This window comes from Ruegeria sp. HKCCD7221 (assembly GCF_013031225.1).
Lineage (GTDB): Bacteria > Pseudomonadota > Alphaproteobacteria > Rhodobacterales > Rhodobacteraceae > Ruegeria.
Window position 1 is genome coordinate 1,061,844 of the sequence record NZ_WPZE01000001.1, and the last position, 15,363, is coordinate 1,077,206.

At 58.3% G+C, this 15,363-nt stretch carries 12 protein-coding genes; 5 read left to right on the top strand and 7 right to left on the bottom strand.

Annotated features, from left to right (window positions below; genetic code table 11):
- Positions 1-72: 72 nt before the first annotated feature.
- From GOX73_RS05240 to dusB, 7 genes are all read right to left on the bottom strand, one after another.
- Positions 73-1,611: a TrkH family potassium uptake protein gene (locus GOX73_RS05240; protein ID WP_171124801.1), complete on the bottom strand. Its 1,539-nt coding sequence runs from the start codon at positions 1,609-1,611 to the stop codon at positions 73-75.
- Positions 1,611-2,987: a Trk system potassium transporter TrkA gene (trkA, locus tag GOX73_RS05245; RefSeq protein WP_171124799.1), complete on the bottom strand. Its 1,377-nt coding sequence runs from the start codon at positions 2,985-2,987 to the stop codon at positions 1,611-1,613. Before trkA ends, GOX73_RS05240 begins: the two co-directional genes overlap by 1 nt.
- 589 nt (positions 2,988-3,576) lie before the next feature.
- The gene (locus GOX73_RS05250; protein ID WP_171124797.1) at positions 3,577-4,986 is read right to left on the bottom strand and encodes a sigma-54 dependent transcriptional regulator; all 1,410 of its coding nucleotides are present in this window, start codon (positions 4,984-4,986) and stop codon (positions 3,577-3,579) included.
- A complete protein-coding gene (locus GOX73_RS05255; RefSeq protein WP_171124795.1) occupies positions 4,983-7,271 on the bottom strand; it encodes a PAS domain-containing sensor histidine kinase in 2,289 nt (762 codons plus the stop codon). Before GOX73_RS05255 ends, GOX73_RS05250 begins: the two co-directional genes overlap by 4 nt.
- 99 nt (positions 7,272-7,370) lie before the next feature.
- On the bottom strand, positions 7,371-8,738 hold the full coding sequence (locus GOX73_RS05260) for a response regulator (RefSeq protein ID WP_171121603.1): 1,368 nt from the start codon (positions 8,736-8,738) through the stop codon (positions 7,371-7,373).
- Between the two features lie 39 nt (positions 8,739-8,777).
- Positions 8,778-9,845 (bottom strand): nitrogen regulation protein NR(II), encoded by a 1,068-nt coding sequence (locus tag GOX73_RS05265; protein ID WP_171121604.1) that lies wholly within the window; start codon positions 9,843-9,845, stop codon positions 8,778-8,780.
- Positions 9,842-10,825, bottom strand: coding sequence for a tRNA dihydrouridine synthase DusB (gene dusB, locus GOX73_RS05270; protein WP_256367681.1), 984 nt, complete (start codon positions 10,823-10,825; stop codon positions 9,842-9,844). The genes GOX73_RS05265 and dusB overlap by 4 nt, the downstream gene beginning before the upstream one ends.
- A 184-nt stretch (positions 10,826-11,009) precedes the next feature.
- Between dusB and GOX73_RS05275 the strand changes: the two genes are divergently transcribed.
- From GOX73_RS05275 to GOX73_RS05295, 5 genes are all read left to right on the top strand, one after another.
- Positions 11,010-12,140 carry a bifunctional 2-C-methyl-D-erythritol 4-phosphate cytidylyltransferase/2-C-methyl-D-erythritol 2,4-cyclodiphosphate synthase gene (locus GOX73_RS05275; protein ID WP_171124791.1) on the top strand — a complete coding sequence of 377 codons (1,131 nt, stop codon included), beginning with the start codon at positions 11,010-11,012 and terminating at the stop codon, positions 12,138-12,140.
- Positions 12,137-12,634: a phosphatidylglycerophosphatase A gene (locus GOX73_RS05280; protein ID WP_171124788.1), complete on the top strand. Its 498-nt coding sequence runs from the start codon at positions 12,137-12,139 to the stop codon at positions 12,632-12,634. The genes GOX73_RS05275 and GOX73_RS05280 overlap by 4 nt, the downstream gene beginning before the upstream one ends.
- A complete protein-coding gene (locus GOX73_RS05285) occupies positions 12,631-13,113 on the top strand; it encodes a CinA family protein (protein WP_171124786.1) in 483 nt (160 codons plus the stop codon). Before GOX73_RS05280 ends, GOX73_RS05285 begins: the two co-directional genes overlap by 4 nt.
- A gap of 145 nt (positions 13,114-13,258) precedes the next feature.
- Positions 13,259-14,440: an ammonium transporter gene (locus GOX73_RS05290; RefSeq protein WP_171124784.1), complete on the top strand. Its 1,182-nt coding sequence runs from the start codon at positions 13,259-13,261 to the stop codon at positions 14,438-14,440.
- 143 nt (positions 14,441-14,583) lie between these two features.
- The gene (locus GOX73_RS05295; RefSeq protein ID WP_171121609.1) at positions 14,584-15,261 is read left to right on the top strand and encodes an orotate phosphoribosyltransferase; all 678 of its coding nucleotides are present in this window, start codon (positions 14,584-14,586) and stop codon (positions 15,259-15,261) included.
- Positions 15,262-15,363 lie beyond the last annotated feature (102 nt).

Consider the following 15,363-nt stretch of genomic DNA (forward strand, 5'->3'; position numbering starts at 1 on the left):
CTCCGGCGGAGTATGGAGTGTCGTTAACCGAGTTTCCAGATGAAAAATAAGACATTCTGCGGGTGTGGATTCTTAGCCCCGCCAAAGTGTTGGCGTTATCAGCGCTACAATCGCCAGTGTTTCAAGCCGGCCAATGACCATTGCGGCGCACATTGTCAGCTTGGCGCCTTCCGACAAATCCACCAGCCGCAGCGGAACATCCGTAGCCAGTTCGATCAACGGTCCGGTCGTACTAAGCGCGGCAACCGTCAAAACCATCGCCTGTTCAAACCCAGCCCCGGTCGCGGCCAGCAGCAAGTTGAAGGCCGCAGCGGTCAGCGCAAACATCATCAAAAAGATCCAAGCGATGAAGGCACCATCGCTTTGGATGCGTCTGTTGCCGCCACCCACCCCACTTACCGAGGACGGATAGATCAGTCGATCAATTTCGCGCGCACCGTTGAGGTACAGGGCAAACACGCGCAACAGTTTGACGCCACCTGCCGTTGTCGCAACGCCCCCGCCAATCAAGGCCAACCCCATCAGGATCAGGCCGGGTGTTCCCAATCCGGACAATTGCTGCGCGTCGTTCCAGTTGGCACTTTCGAATCCTGCAGTCGTGAGAAAGGACAAGGCCGTGAATGTCATGCCCCAGATAACGTTCAACGCCTGCAGCGGCTCCATCGTGTTGCCAATTTCATTCACACCCGCCCACACACGAATGAACAGCAGTATCGCGACCGAAAGGACAATCATCAGCCCGATCCGGAATTCCGGGTCTTTGTCTAGCCGAGAATACCCTGTCATGGCTGTATCGGTCGAAAACGTCAGACGGGAAAGCGCGAAGAAGAGAAACAGAAACAAAATCGCCTCGCCGGTAATTCCCGCCTGCGCGCCCTCAAGCCCCCCCACAGGCGAAATACCGGACGTTGCCATGGTAGACATGGCATGGCAGATCGCGGTCAAACCCTGCTCACCCGCGATCAGCAGAAGCAACCAGATCACTGCCGTCAGACCGGCGTAGACGGGCGTCAGAGTACGCGCGACACGTATCAACCGACCACGCGGATCGACCTTTTCACTCTGAGCCACGCCCGAGACCGGACGTCCCGGTTGCCCTCGTGCCGTCACCTCGAATCCACCCAATGACAAGGGCGCCAAGATAGCCGCGGCAGAAATCCACATCAGCAAGCCACCCATCCATCCCACTTGCGCCCGCCATAGATGTAGCGGCGCGGTCAATCGGTCAGGGTCGGGAAAAATGTCCGCTCCGGTCGTCGTCAATGCGCTGACCATGTCGAAATACGCATTCAGGAACGTGGTGTTCCCCAAAGCATCATGCAGCGGGATCGCCAGAAAGATCGGCAGGATTGTAAAACAGGCCAGCAACACAGCCAACTGCCCCAATGTGCCGCGCCGTGGAACCCGGTTGGATGATGCAAGCGCAACGGTTGCAACGACAAACAACCCCAACAACCCCGAATAGAAGAAAGACCGGGACGTGTCGTGGTCATCCAGCGCGAGCGCATAGATCGCGGGGACCCACATCGACAAAGCAGCGATGCCCCAGATGAGCAGGAACAACGGCAATCGCCGCACCAGCCCGATCCTGAGTGCCTGCGCCCGCTCCATCAGAAGAAATCAATCGAGACCTGTAGCAACCGTTCGACCTCGGGCACGTCCTTGGCCATGGCAAAGATGGCGACCACGTCTTTTTCCTCGATCCGCAAGCTGCCGGTTGGCCGAAACAATTCTTCCCCTTTGCGAACCGCGCCAACAAGGACACCTTCGGGAAAGTCGATATCGCGCAACCGCTGCCCCGCCATAGGTGAGGTGGACAGAACCTCAGCCTCGATCACTTCGGCCTCGGCATCGCCGATGGAATAAACCTGCCGAACACGTCCATGGCGAATGTGACGCAGGATCGAGCTGACCGTGGTCGCGCGTGGGTTGATATAGGCATCAATTCCCAAAGGTCCCATCAAAGCGACCATGCTGGGGTCATTGATCAGCGCAATCGCCAGTGCACAGCCTTCGGCCTTGGCGCGCACGGCAGCCAGCATGTTGGCACGGTCGTCGTCGGTGACCGCAAGCATCGCGTCTGCACGTTCAATCCCGGCCTCGCGCAGCAAAGCGGCATCCAATCCGTCGCCATTCAGAACAATCGTACGCTCCAGCGCCTCGGCCGCGAGTTCGGCGCAATTGCGGTCCCGTTCGATGATTTTGGCACGTACGCGGCTTTCGCGTTCTTCCAGCGTGCGGGCAACTTCGAGCCCGACATTCCCGCCGCCGACGATGACGACGCGATCCTGTTTCTTTTGCGCCTTTCCGAACACTTCCATCGTGCGGTCCACGTCTTTGACAGTGGCAAAGACATAGCATTCGTCGTCGACGAAAAGTTGGTCCTCGGATTCGGGAGCAAAAAGGGTGCCTTCGCGCCGCACCCCGACGACAACAGAGCTGAGCGTAGAGAATAGATCGGTCAATTGCCGCAAAGGGGTGTTCACAATTGGGCAATCCTCGTCGATGCGAATCCCCAAAAGCTGCGCCTGGCCGTCCATGAACATTTCGGTATCAAAGGCTGAAGGCGCCGAAAGGCGGCGCATGGCGGCGGCTGCGACCTCTCGCTCTGGGCTGATCACCACGTCGATGGGAAGGTGATCCCGGCGATAAAGATCCGAGTGGATCGCCTCAAGATAAGATTTTGACCGCAGTCGCGCGATTTTCCGCTGAATCGAGAATACCGAATGCGCCATTTGGCAGGTGACCATATTCACTTCGTCCGAATGGGTGGCGGCAATGATCATCTCGGCGTCGCGCGCACCTGCGCGTTCCAACACGTCGGGGTAGCTGGCGAACCCGGCGATGCCCTGAACGTCCAGTGTTTCCGTCGCCCGCCGCACGAGGTCCGGGTTATTGTCCACAACCGTTACATCATTCAATTCGCCCGACAGGTGCCGTGCAATCTGCCAGCCAACCTGACCAGCACCGCATATGATGACCTTCATGTTTTTGGCCCTCTTGCCTGAAATCTTTGAATGACAGATGCCCTTATAGCGGTCAATTGAATTGTCATACCTGTCCTTTCAAGGCAAGATAACCCTATGAAAACAGTGCTTCGATTGCTTATTCCTGTTCTGACGCTCACCTCATGCGGCCCACTTTCCATGTATTACCGTGAGGGTGAAAGCGTATCGCGCATGCAAACGGACACGACCGAGTGTCGGGTGCAGGCGGTCAACAACGTGCCGGTCGCCACTCAAGTGCGGCAATCCCCGCCAACATATTGGCCCGGTCGAACCTATTGTCACGGGAACGGAAGATGCTACCGATCGGCTGGATGGTGGCAGCCGGGGCAAGTCTACACCGTGGATGTGAACCAAGGCCTGCGCAACAATGTCGAAGCGCAGTGCATGGCCAAAAAGGGATATCGACCCGTCAGCTTGCCGCCGTGCAGGCAAAATGTGAAGTCACGGGTTCCTGCGCAGCGAACGACACAACTCCCGCCGCTGAGCACCGAGTCGTGTTTCGTCAAATTTAACGACGGCGCGTTTCAGATCATAACCCCCGGGGTACCGGGCTAAAGTCACCGGCAGCTTATTCTGCCGGCTCCGGTTCATCCAATTGCGCGACACGTGCACCCGACTTGTTCGACGTCACAACACCCAGCGATTTCAGCTTGCGGTGCAGCGCGCTGCGCTCCATCCCGACGAAGCTGGCGGTGCGACTGATATTGCCACCGAACCGGTTGATCTGCGTCAGCAGATATTCACGTTCGAACGCCTCGCGCGCCTCACGCAGAGGCAACGTGGCCAATGCACCTGACAGTACGACACGGCCGGAATCGTCCGCTTTCTCATCCTCGGCGGGCAGCTCCTTGGCCTCGATTGGGCCCGTGCCGTCACCCAGGATCAACACCCGTTCGATCAGGTTCTTCAACTGGCGTACATTGCCCGGCCAGGTCATCGTCTGCAGCAGAGCGACGGCTTCCTCAGATATCTCACGCATGGGTAGACCTTGGGATTCATTGCACATTTCGATGAAATGCTGCGCCAGAACCGGGATGTCCTCGCGCCGGTCTTCAAGCGAAGGCACATCAATCGGCACGACGTTCAAACGGTGATACAACTCTTCCCGGAACCGTTCTGCCGCGATCTCTGCGTCAAGATCCTTGTTCGTCGAAGAGATCACCCGCAAATCCACCCGCACCTTGTCAGATCCGCCGACGCGCTGAAACTGCTGATCAACCAATACGCGCAATATCTTGGATTGCGTGCCAAGCGGCATATCCGCAACCTCGTCAAAGTAGACCACGCCCCCATGCGCTTCTTCCAGAAGCCCGGATTCAACACCGCGCTCCGACGACTCTCGTCCGAACAGAACCTCTTCGACCCGCTCAGGTTCGATACCCGCGCAGTTTACAGTCACGAAGGGCGCATTCGCCCGGTTGGAATGGGCGTGAATATAACGCGCCGCGATTTCCTTGCCGGACCCGGCAGGGCCGCTCAACATTACACGGCCATTAGATTTGGTGACTTTGTCCAACTGACTTTGCATCGATCGGAAGGCGGCGGATTTGCCGATCATGTCCGAATTCGTGACCTCTTTACGCTTGAGCGATGCATTCTCGCGGCGCAGGCGCGAGGTTTCCATTGCGCGCCGGATCACCACCATCAACTGATCAATGTTAAAGGGCTTTTCGATAAAGTCATAAGCCCCCTGTTTGATTGCAGCCACGGCAATTTCAATATTCCCGTGCCCCGAGATGATCACCACTGGCACATCGGGATTGTCACGTTTCACAGCCTTGAGGATGTCGATTCCGTCCATGCGGCTGTCCTTTAGCCAAATGTCCAAAATCAAAAGCCCCGGCGGTTCCGAATTGATTGCCGCCATGCACTCGTCCGAGTTGCCAGCCAGCCGGGTTGAATAGCCTTCGTCCTCCAGAATGTCGGACACCAGCTCGCGAATATCGCGTTCGTCATCTACGATCAGAATGTCACTCATCTTTGGCCTGCTTTCAGTTTGTTTATATGATTTGCCTGCTTTTGTGGCGCAGCCGTCTGGGTAAATTTGCCCCCCGGCAAACGGATAACGGCCATCGCGCCAAAATGGTCCTGTCCGTCAAATACCGGTGCATCTTCCAACGTCAGCGCACCGCCATGTTCTTCGATAATCTTCTTGACGATAGGCAGTCCCAGACCGGTTCCCTCGTCACGTGTGGTTACGTATGGCTCAAACAGCCGCGCCCGATCTTCGGGCAACCCTATTCCGTTGTCAGCAATGGAGATGATTGTCCCTGCATCATCACAGGTTACATCCACTTTTATCTGTGGTTTGAGATTTTCCGGAGCACCTTTTTTCTTCAAGGTTTCAATCGCTTCTCCGGCATTCTTGATAAGATTGGTCAAAGCCTGATTCAGCATCGTCGCGTCCAGATCCGCCACGACTGGGTGGTTCGGAAGCGTTGCATCAATCTGAACGTCGGGCTGACCGGATTGTTGCAGCAACACCGCCTCGCGTACCAGATCGACGACGTTTTCCTCGTGTCGGTCAGGTTCGGGCATACGCGCAAACTTCGAAAACTCGTCCACGATCCGCCTTAGATCATTGGTCTGCCGCACAATCACGTCCGTCATGGATTCGAGGCTGTTGCAATCTTCCTCATCCAGCTTGCGAGAGAATTTTCGTTTGATCCGCTCGGCACTCAGTTGAATTGGGGTCAGCGGGTTCTTGATCTCATGCGCAATGCGGCGGGCCACATCACCCCAAGCCGCCATGCGCTGCGCGCTGACCAGATCGGTTACGTCATCAAAGGCCACAACGTAACCTTCCAGACCACCATCCTCGCCCCGCCGGATTGCCATGCGCACCAGAAGGTTCTCCAACCTGCCCTTTCGGGTCACTTTGACCTCGCCCTGAACGGCTTCCTGACCGCTGTCCTTGAGGCTTTCAAACAAAGGAAGGAACTCCGGCACGGCAATACCGATGGCCAGATGTTCTTCCTTACTGGACCAGTCCAAAAGGCGTTCCGCCGACCGGTTCACGAATGTCACGCAACCATCGGAATCCACACCCACAACGCCGGACGTTACAGAGCTGAGGACCGAGTCGAACAGCCGCCGACGCCGCTCAATCTGGCGCGTATTTTCAAGCAGAGTGTCGCGTTGGCCTTTCAGTTGCCGAGTCATCTGGTTGAAATAACGGCCCAGCATGGCGATTTCGTCGTCGCTGGCCTCTTCGATCACCTGCACACTCAGGTCACCCGCCCCAACCCGCTGCGCCGCCGTGGTCAATCGTCCGACAGGGCGTGACAGTCGCTCGGCAAACCACATGCCCAAAGACACAGCCGCCAAAATCAGGATCACCGCAAAGCCCAGATAAAGCAGGCCAAACTCGAACAGTACCCTGCCCCGTTCGTTTTCAAGCTGTTGATAGAACTGGACTGTTTCTTTGGTGTCATCCAACAAGGTAAGCAGTTGCCCGTCTACCTCACGACTGACGTAAAGATAGCGATCCAAATAGGCCTGAAGGGGTACCAAGGCCCGAAACTCGCTGTTTTGCCAATCGGCAATTATCAGCAATCCGGTGTCCGTCGCTTCGATCATCTGCTCAGGCGTAGGGGCTTCGTAGTTGAACAGGTACGAACGATCGCCCCGGGATTTGATCTCGCCACTGCCGTCGATGACGTAAGCCTCGCGCAAGCCTCGCTGAATCTGCGACTGACCCTGCGCCAGAACGGTGCGCAATTCGGCGTCCGAAATGTAGTAATCCCGCGCTCGAGCCGTATCCAAGAACCGCGCCAGAACGGTGGCGTCTTGGGTAAGTCCTTCGCGGTGCTCCTGTTCATAAGCCTCAGCAGCGGTCAAGGACGAGCCTACAACTTCGCGGACGCGGTCCGAGAACCAACCTTCAAGCCCGATATTCACCGTCAGCCCTGCGAAAATCGCGACGGTGACTGTTGGCACCAGCGCCAACAGCGTGAAAGCGCCGATCAGACGCAAATGAAGACGAGAACCCGCGGATTTAGCCCTTCGCGCGGCGATCAGGCTTCCAAGTTGGCTTAGGACCAGTGCCGCAACGACCAGAACATATACCAGGTCAGCCAGCAAGATCAGGCGCAGCGTTGGCGCCGTCGTTCCCAGATCGAATGGACCAATGACGAGGTATGTGGCCAACGCAAGGACGGGGCCCAGCAATACCAGACCCAAGGTGCTAAAATTGCGCAGCTTTCGTGACTTTCTCCACCGATTGATCGATAGGATCAGCCCGCTCTGTGCCCGGGTTGCCACCGTCTGCCCTCATCCTGATGTGCCGCTTGCGCGGCTTACCGCCATATTTCGTGGTCGTTGCCGGACATAGGCCCGGATGCCACGCTTTGTGTGGCTATATTACATCAGTTTGCGTCGCCGTGTCACCTGAATATCGAGATCAGTAATCTTTTTCCGGAGCGTATTCCGGTTTATGCCCAGCAGATCGGCACATTTCGCCTGATTTCCGCCGGTTGCGTCCAATGCCAGCTCGATCAAAGGGGCCTCAACCTCGCGCAGGATGCGTTGATACAGGCCCGGAGGTGGCAATAAATTGCCGTGCAGATCAAAGTAACGACGCAAATGACGCGCGACAGAGGCGGACAGTTTTTCGCGCTCACCATCCCCCAGAACCGGTTCGGCTTCGGGTTGACTGCCCAAGACCATCTCGACCTCGGCCTTCGAAATCTCGTCGGCGCGGCTGGTCAGGCTTAGACGGCGGATCGCATTTTCAAGCTGCCGCACGTTGCCGGGCCACGAATACCGGCGTACCAGTTCCACCGCCTCGGGGCTGAGCCAGCGTTTTGCGCCATGCTCGCGCTCCTCTCGCGCCAGAAAATGATCGGCCAAAAGCGTGATGTCATCCACCCGTTCGCGCAGGGCCGGAACATGGATTGTTGCGCCACACAGCCGGTAATACAGGTCCTGCCGAACACGACCGCTTTCCATCGCTTCAGTCAGGTCCGACTGGCTGGTGGCCATGAATCGGGGGACATGATCGCCCGGTGTGTCCATCATCCGCACAATCCGGGCCTGCAATTCATCTTCGATATCCGCGATCTCATCAATCAGCAGCGTGCCGCCACGCACACGGGCCATCACGCGGGCCGGACCTTCCAGATCACGCAAGTCCGCAGCCGTGGCTGTGACAAACGGCAACGTCCGGCGATCAGAGAAATCATGAATAGCACGTGCTATCAGAGACTTACCTGTTCCGCTTTCACCCGAAATCATCACTGAAAGATCGGTATTCATCACCCGCGCAACCAGACGATAAAGCGCCTGCATGACCGGTGTCCTACCGACCAGCGGCAGTTCTTCAGGGCGATCATCCGACGGTTCCGTGACCTCGGTTTGAACCCGCTGTTTCTGCTCCAACGCCCGCGCGGTGCGCTTCATCAGGTCTGGAAGGTCGAACGGTTTGGGCAAATAGTCATATGCGTCCGCCTCTGCCGCCTGAATCGCCGTCATGATCGTGTTTTGCGCGGAAATGACGATCACCGGCAGACCGGGCCGATCTTGGGCGATCTTGGGCAACATCTCCAACCCGTTCCCGTCCGGCATGACAACGTCCGAGATCACGACGTCACCCTTACCTTCACCGACCCAGCGCATCAGCGTGGTCAGCGAGGATGTCGCATGTACCTTGCACCCTGCCCGCGTCAGGGCCTGTGTCAGGACCGTGCGGATTGTGCGATCGTCATCTGCGACCAATACTGTTCCATCCATCGGGTGCTCTCCTTATCTTCAGCTCTTGCCGGCTGTGTTCTACGTTGCGTCTTTTGGCGCCCGCCTCAGCGAGATGCGGAACACCGTGCGACCCGGCACCGAGTCGGCGGAAATCCAGCCGTCATGGTCCGAGATGATCTTGCTCACCAGCGCCAGCCCAAGGCCGGTGCCGTTTTCCTTGCCCGACACGAACGGGTCAAAAATATCGCTGCGAATCTTATCCGGCAGACCCGGCCCGTCATCCATGATTTCGATCTGCAGGGGCAGCGAATGCCCCGATCCATCGCTGCGCCGCAGTCGGAAGGAATGTTCGAAATACGTGCGAAGCCGGATTGTTCCCCCTTTAGGGTCAGCTGCTTCCGACGCGTTCTTCAACAAGTTCAGTACAACTTGCAGAAACTGATCCGGGTCTCCATAGGCCAACGGCAACGAGGGGTCGTAATCTTCGATGATCGTCATATGGGCACCAAACCCCAGCAGCGCCGAGCGCCTTGCACGGTCCAGAACATCGTGAATATTGACCGGCTTGAAATCGGGCTGCGAGAGGTTGCCGAACTGCTCCACCTGCTCCAACAGCTTTACGATCCGGCGGCTTTCAGCGACGATAAGATCCGTTAATTCAAGGTCTTGCTGCGAGATATTCATGCTCAATAACTGCGCTGCCCCAGTTATTCCGGCCAACGGATTCTTGATCTCGTGCGCCAGCATTTCGGCCATGCCGATGGCGGACTGCGCCGCAGATTTGACCGTATTGCCGCGTGTCATCCGCCCTGCCAATTCGCGCGGCGAGATGATCATGATCATCGACCCCGTATGCCCAACCAAAGGTGCAATCTGCAACGCGCATTGCAGCGGCGCGCGACTGCCGGACCCTACGTCAACGTCGTTCACGAACAACGGGGTGCTTTGCTGACGGGCGCGCAGAAACGCCTCTTCCAGGGGGGCATCGACAGCGATCTGGTCCCAGACTGGGTTGCCGATTACGGACTTGCGGGACGCATTCAAAAACCCTTCACCCGCCGAATTTACATCGGTGATCCGGTCCTCGGCGTCAATAATGAAGGCTGGAACCGGCAATGAGGCCCAAATGCTCTGATCCGAAGTCATGCCGCAGCCTCCGCATCGCCTATAAGCGCATCGCCCAGCAGACGCAGAACCTCAGCCGTGTCGCGGGACGTCAGCACAGCGCGACGCAAACTCGGGGGGGTACCTGCCTCATCCATGTACCAGCCAAGGTGTTTTCGTGCGACCCGCAGCCCCAGGTCTGCACCATAGAATTCGAGCATTGACTGATAGTGCCCCTGCACCATTTCAACCAGATCATCACCTGTGGGAACGACCGGAGCTTGGGCGCCATACAAGTCGTGGCAAATCTGCGCCAGCAACCACGGCTTACCCTGGGCACCCCGCCCGATCATGACCCCATCTGCGCCCGACTTTTCCAGTGCAGTCCGCGCCGCGCTTGCGTCCACGATATCGCCATTGGCAATGACAGGGATCGAAACAGCCTCTTTCACAGCCCGAATTGCGGCCCAATCCGCGCGCCCCTTATAGAACTGACACCGCGTGCGGCCATGGATCGTGACCATACGGATACCCGTGTCCTGCGCACGCCGCGCAACGTCAGGGGCATTCAACAGGTTATCGTCCCAGCCAAGGCGCGTCTTCAGCGTGACCGGCACGTCAACGGCATTCACGACTGCCTCGATCAGCGTCAGCGCGTGATCCGGTGTCTTCAACAACGCCGATCCGGAATAGCCGTTCGTCACCTTCTTGGCCGGGCACCCCATGTTAATGTCAATCACCCGTGCACCCCGATCTGCAACCTGCCGTGCAGCTTCGGCCATCCAATATGCCTCGCGCCCTGCTAGTTGAACGGCGGTGTTTTCGACGTCGACCGAAAGCTCGGCCCGTTCGCGCACGCCGGGCTTAGCTTGAACCATCTCCTGACTGGCGACCATCTCACTGACGACCATCCCGGCGCCAAAGCGCATCACCAGATCACGAAACGGTCGGTCGGTGATTCCGGCCATCGGAGCCAGCATGACTGGCGGGTCTAGGTGTTTGTCAGCGAGTTGCGGGGTCAACGTGCTTAATCCTTGGGCAGTTGCGGCTTTGATATCGAATTGAGCGTATATGAACAACAAAACGGGGGGGCAAAAGCCCGGAAAATCATCACGTGCCTATTTTTTAGGCACGGTTACGCGGGTGATTGCCTCTGCATTCACCGCACCCTAAACATTGCGCTCAAATCACCGGAGTGACCGCCCCATGACCACCGCCGCTATCATCGTCGCCGCAGGACGCGGAACGCGCGTTGGAGGGGATATTCCAAAACAGTGGCGACCACTTGCAGGGCGTCGCGTCGCGGACTGGACGATTGACCGCTTTCAGGGTCAGGTCGACCACATCGTTGTTGTCCTGTCCGAGGGCGATCAATCCGCCTGGAGCGAGTTTGAAAGAACGAACCTGATCCTCGCCGCAGGTGGGTCGGACAGGGCAGCGTCTGTGCGCAACGGACTGGACGCGCTGGCCGATTTGGAAATCGAACATGTTCTGATTCACGATGTGGCGCGCCCTTGCGTGACCACCGATCTTATTCAGTGTGTTCTGTCGGCCCTGAACGATTCCCCTGCTGCCGCTCCGGGGCTTGCCGTCACGGATGCCTTATGGACCGGAGATGGGCATTTCGTTACGGGAACACAGGACCGAACCAGCCTGTTCGCTGCGCAAACGCCACAAGGCTTTCACTATGGTGCGATTGTCTCAGCCCACGCGGCCCATCCCGGAGGCGCAGCAGACGATGTCGAAGCCGCACGCGCGGCGGGTCTGGACGTGGCGATTGTTCCAGGTGATGCGGACAACTTGAAAATTACACGGCCCGAGGATTTTGCCCGGGCTGAACGCATATTGGGAACGAATATGGATGTAAGACTGGGCAACGGGTACGACGTGCATCGGTTTGGCGACGGGGATCATGTGATCCTGTGCGGCGTGAAAGTTCCGCATGATCGCGGCCTACAGGGCCACTCAGACGCAGATGTGGGAATGCACGCCGTGACTGATGCGATCTATGGCGCGCTGGCACAGGGTGATATTGGCCAGCACTTCCCGCCCTCGGACCCGCAATGGAAGGGCGCGGCCAGCGAGATTTTCCTGCGTCACGCGGTCGAATTGGCCGAAACGATGGGTTACGCAATTTCGAATGTGGATTGCACGCTTGTCTGCCAATACCCCAAGATCGGCCCCCATGCGAGCGCGATGCGCGCGGAAATGGCCCGGATCATGGGCCTACGGACCGATCAGGTCTCGGTCAAAGCGACCACATCTGAACGTCTGGGCTTTACCGGCCGAAGCGAGGGGATCGCCTCGCTTGCCACCGCCTGTCTGGTGAAGTCATGACCGCCGCGCGCCTGATCGGAACGGTCTGCGGTGTGGGCTATCTGCGCCCTGCGCCGGGCACATGGGGATCGCTGGTCGCCCTGCCCCTTGCATGGCTGCTGCATACGCTGGGCGGCTTTCCCCTGCTGGTGATCGCCACGCTGGCAGCGTTCTTGGGTGGTCTTTGGGCGACTCGCGTGATGACTGCAGGGCAAGAGGATCACGATCCGTCCGAGATTGTTATAGATGAGGTCGCGGGCCAGTTCATCGCGCTTTGGGCGGTTTCCTACCCCTCATGGGCGCATGGGATCGACATTACCGCACTCTGGCCCGGTTGGATTGCTGGTTTCCTGCTATTCCGGCTGTTCGACATCACCAAGCCCGGTCCGGTTGGTTGGGCCGACCGCAAGGGGGATGCGATGGGCGTTATGCTGGACGATGTAATCGCCGGGGTATTCGCCGCCATTGGTGTGATACTGCTGGCCGGACTTGCACATGGAGTTCTTGGGCTATGAACGTGACTGACCTGCTTGACCGCGCCAAGGTGCAAGGGGTGATGATCGCCACCGCCGAAAGCTGCACAGGGGGCATGGTGGCCGCGGCGCTGACCGACATTCCCGGCAGCTCGGCCGTGGTTGACCGCGGTTTCGTCACGTACACCAACACCGCAAAGCAACAGATGCTGGGTGTTCAGGTCGGGACACTGGACGCCCATGGCGCGGTTTCGGAACAGGTCGCCCGCGAAATGGCCGAAGGCGCATTAAAGCATTCAGAGGCGCAACTAGCCGTGTCCATTACCGGTATCGCAGGCCCCGGCGGGTCCGAGTTCAAACCCGAAGGGCGCGTGTGCTTCGGACTAGCTGCCAGCGGGATGCCAACGCATGTTGAAACCATCGAATTCGGCACGCTCGGCCGTGACAAGGTTCGCGTTGCCGCGCGCGATCACGCGTTGAACTTGCTTTCAACTGGGCTTTTCACACTCGCCCAAAAATAAGGCATTTTGCCAGAATTGATGCGCATTTAACCATCACTTCACAAAAAGCCCCCAAAATAGGCGGGTTTTTCGATCATTGCCTCTTTTTTCCACGCTCTCCCTCCGCTTCAAGCCCCGCCACACATGCTGATGAGGAGAGCGGCCAATGAATGGAGCCGATACCGCCTGGATCATAGTTGCAACCGCACTGGTCCTTTTCATGACACTTCCGGGCCTGGCCCTGTTCTATGGCGGCCTTGTGCGTGCCCGTAACGTGCTGAGCGTTTTCATGCACTGTTTCTCGATCGCCTGCCTGATGAGCATTCTGTGGCTGGTCGCGGGCTACTCGATTGCGTTCGGCGACGGCGGGTCGGGCCTGTGGGGCGGTCTGGGCAAAGCCTTTCTGTACGGCGTCGATGCAGACAGCCTTTCAGGCAATCTGCCCGAAGTTCTTTTCTTCGCGTTCCAGATGACATTTGCCATCATCACGCCCGCGCTGATCGTGGGTGCCTATGTGGAACGCGTTGGTTTTGGCTTCGTGCTGACCTTCTCGGGCCTGTGGATGCTGCTGTGCTATGCGCCGGTGGTGCATTGGATCTGGGGCGGCGGCATGCTGACCGATGGCGGTATTCTGGGTGAGGTCGGCGTGCGCGACTTTGCAGGCGGAATTGTGGTGCATGAAACCGCAGGTCTGGCCGCGTTGATCATTGCCGTGGTGCTTGGTCCCCGCCTTAACCGCACGACGCCGCCGCACAACCCCGGATTCGTGATGATTGGTGCCGCGATGCTGTGGGTCGGCTGGTTCGGCTTCAACGGCGGGTCGCAACTGGCCGCTGACGGCGGTGCCGCGATGGCGATGACCGTGACACATATCTCGGCCGCAACCGCCTCGCTGACATGGGCGCTGTACGAGCGGATCAAGTACGGCAAAGCCTCGATGGTTGGTCTGGTGACCGGCACGATTGCGGGTCTGGCGTCAATCACCCCGGCTTCGGGCTATGTCGATCCGGTGCAGGCGCTGATCATCGGTGCTGTCGCAGGTGTGTTGTGCCAAGAGGCCGTCAATGTCATCCGCAACGTGCTGAAAATCGACGACACGCTGGATGTCTTTGCCGTGCATGGTGTCGGAGGCATTTTCGGCACGATCATGATCGCCGTGTTCGGCCTTGGCGCTTGGACCGCACAGTTGGGCGGATTGGTTATCGTGGGTGCCTTTACGGCAGTTGTCACATTTGTGTTGATCAAGGTGGTTGCACTGATCACCCCGCTTCGCGTAGACGCCGAGACCGAGACAAACGGCCTAGACCTGTCGGTACACGGTGAGCGGGCCTATGACATGAGCAGCTAAGCCCACCTTGGCGCTCGGGCCCTTTTGGGCCATGGCGGGCCTCGCATCTGCGGGGTCCGCTTTTCTTTTGCCCGCCCTCTCGACTCTGGGTGGCGGGGCGCGCTATCAGCCCGCAACGTGTTTTCAGCCCAGAGGTTTGCACCATGATCCCCAGCTCGTACCCCGACAGCACCGAAATCGCCCGCCTGACCGCGCGGATGCTGCTGGAGATCAAAGCCGTCCACTTCAATTCGCGTGAGCCGTTCACGCTCGCTTCGGGCCTGCCTAGCCCAACCTATATCGACTGCCGCAAGCTGATTTCATATCCGCGTATCCGGTCGACCTTGATGGATTTCCTGACCGTTACCGTGATGCGGGACGCGGGGTTCGAGGCGTTTGACAACATCGCGGGTGGAGAAACCGCAGGCATCCCGTTTGCTGCCATGGTGGCCGAGCGCATGGCCCTGCCGATGACCTATGTACGCAAAAAGCCCAAAGGCTATGGCCGCAATGCCAGGATTGAGGGCGCAATGTCCGAGGGTGAGCGCGTCTTGCTGGTCGAAGACCTGACCACCGATGGAGGTTCCAAGCTGTCATTCGTCGACGCGATCCGCGATACGGGTGCCACCTGCGGCCATACCGCAGTAATCTTCTACTATGGGATCTTCCCCGAGACCGAGAAAACCCTGGGCGACCATGGCGTGAAGCTGCATCACCTGTGCACCTGGTGGGATGTTCTGGCCGAAGCGAAGGCGCAGAAAGCCTTTGATGCAGAGACACTTGATGGGGTCGAAGCCTTCCTGAATGATCCGCGTGGATGGCAGGAAACCCACAAAAGCTGATAATCCACCTGTGCATAAGCTGGGGGTAACTCGGCGTAGAATCGCCCCTAGACGCTTGCATCTAGTGTCGCCGGCTGGATGGCGCACTAAATGTTGCGCGGC

Coding starts and splice junctions, on each gene's coding strand:
- GOX73_RS05240 (WP_171124801.1), bottom strand. CDS start 1,611: ATGGAGCGGGCGCAGGCACTCAGGATCGGGCTGGTGCGGCGATTGCCG.
- trkA (WP_171124799.1), bottom strand. CDS start 2,987: ATGAAGGTCATCATATGCGGTGCTGGTCAGGTTGGCTGGCAGATTGCA.
- GOX73_RS05250 (WP_171124797.1), bottom strand. CDS start 4,986: ATGAGTGACATTCTGATCGTAGATGACGAACGCGATATTCGCGAGCTG.
- GOX73_RS05260 (WP_171121603.1), bottom strand. CDS start 8,738: ATGGATGGAACAGTATTGGTCGCAGATGACGATCGCACAATCCGCACG.
- GOX73_RS05265 (WP_171121604.1), bottom strand. CDS start 9,845: ATGACTTCGGATCAGAGCATTTGGGCCTCATTGCCGGTTCCAGCCTTC.
- GOX73_RS05275 (WP_171124791.1), top strand. CDS start 11,010: ATGACCACCGCCGCTATCATCGTCGCCGCAGGACGCGGAACGCGCGTT.
- GOX73_RS05280 (WP_171124788.1), top strand. CDS start 12,137: ATGACCGCCGCGCGCCTGATCGGAACGGTCTGCGGTGTGGGCTATCTG.
- GOX73_RS05285 (WP_171124786.1), top strand. CDS start 12,631: ATGAACGTGACTGACCTGCTTGACCGCGCCAAGGTGCAAGGGGTGATG.
- GOX73_RS05290 (WP_171124784.1), top strand. CDS start 13,259: ATGAATGGAGCCGATACCGCCTGGATCATAGTTGCAACCGCACTGGTC.
- GOX73_RS05295 (WP_171121609.1), top strand. CDS start 14,584: ATGATCCCCAGCTCGTACCCCGACAGCACCGAAATCGCCCGCCTGACC.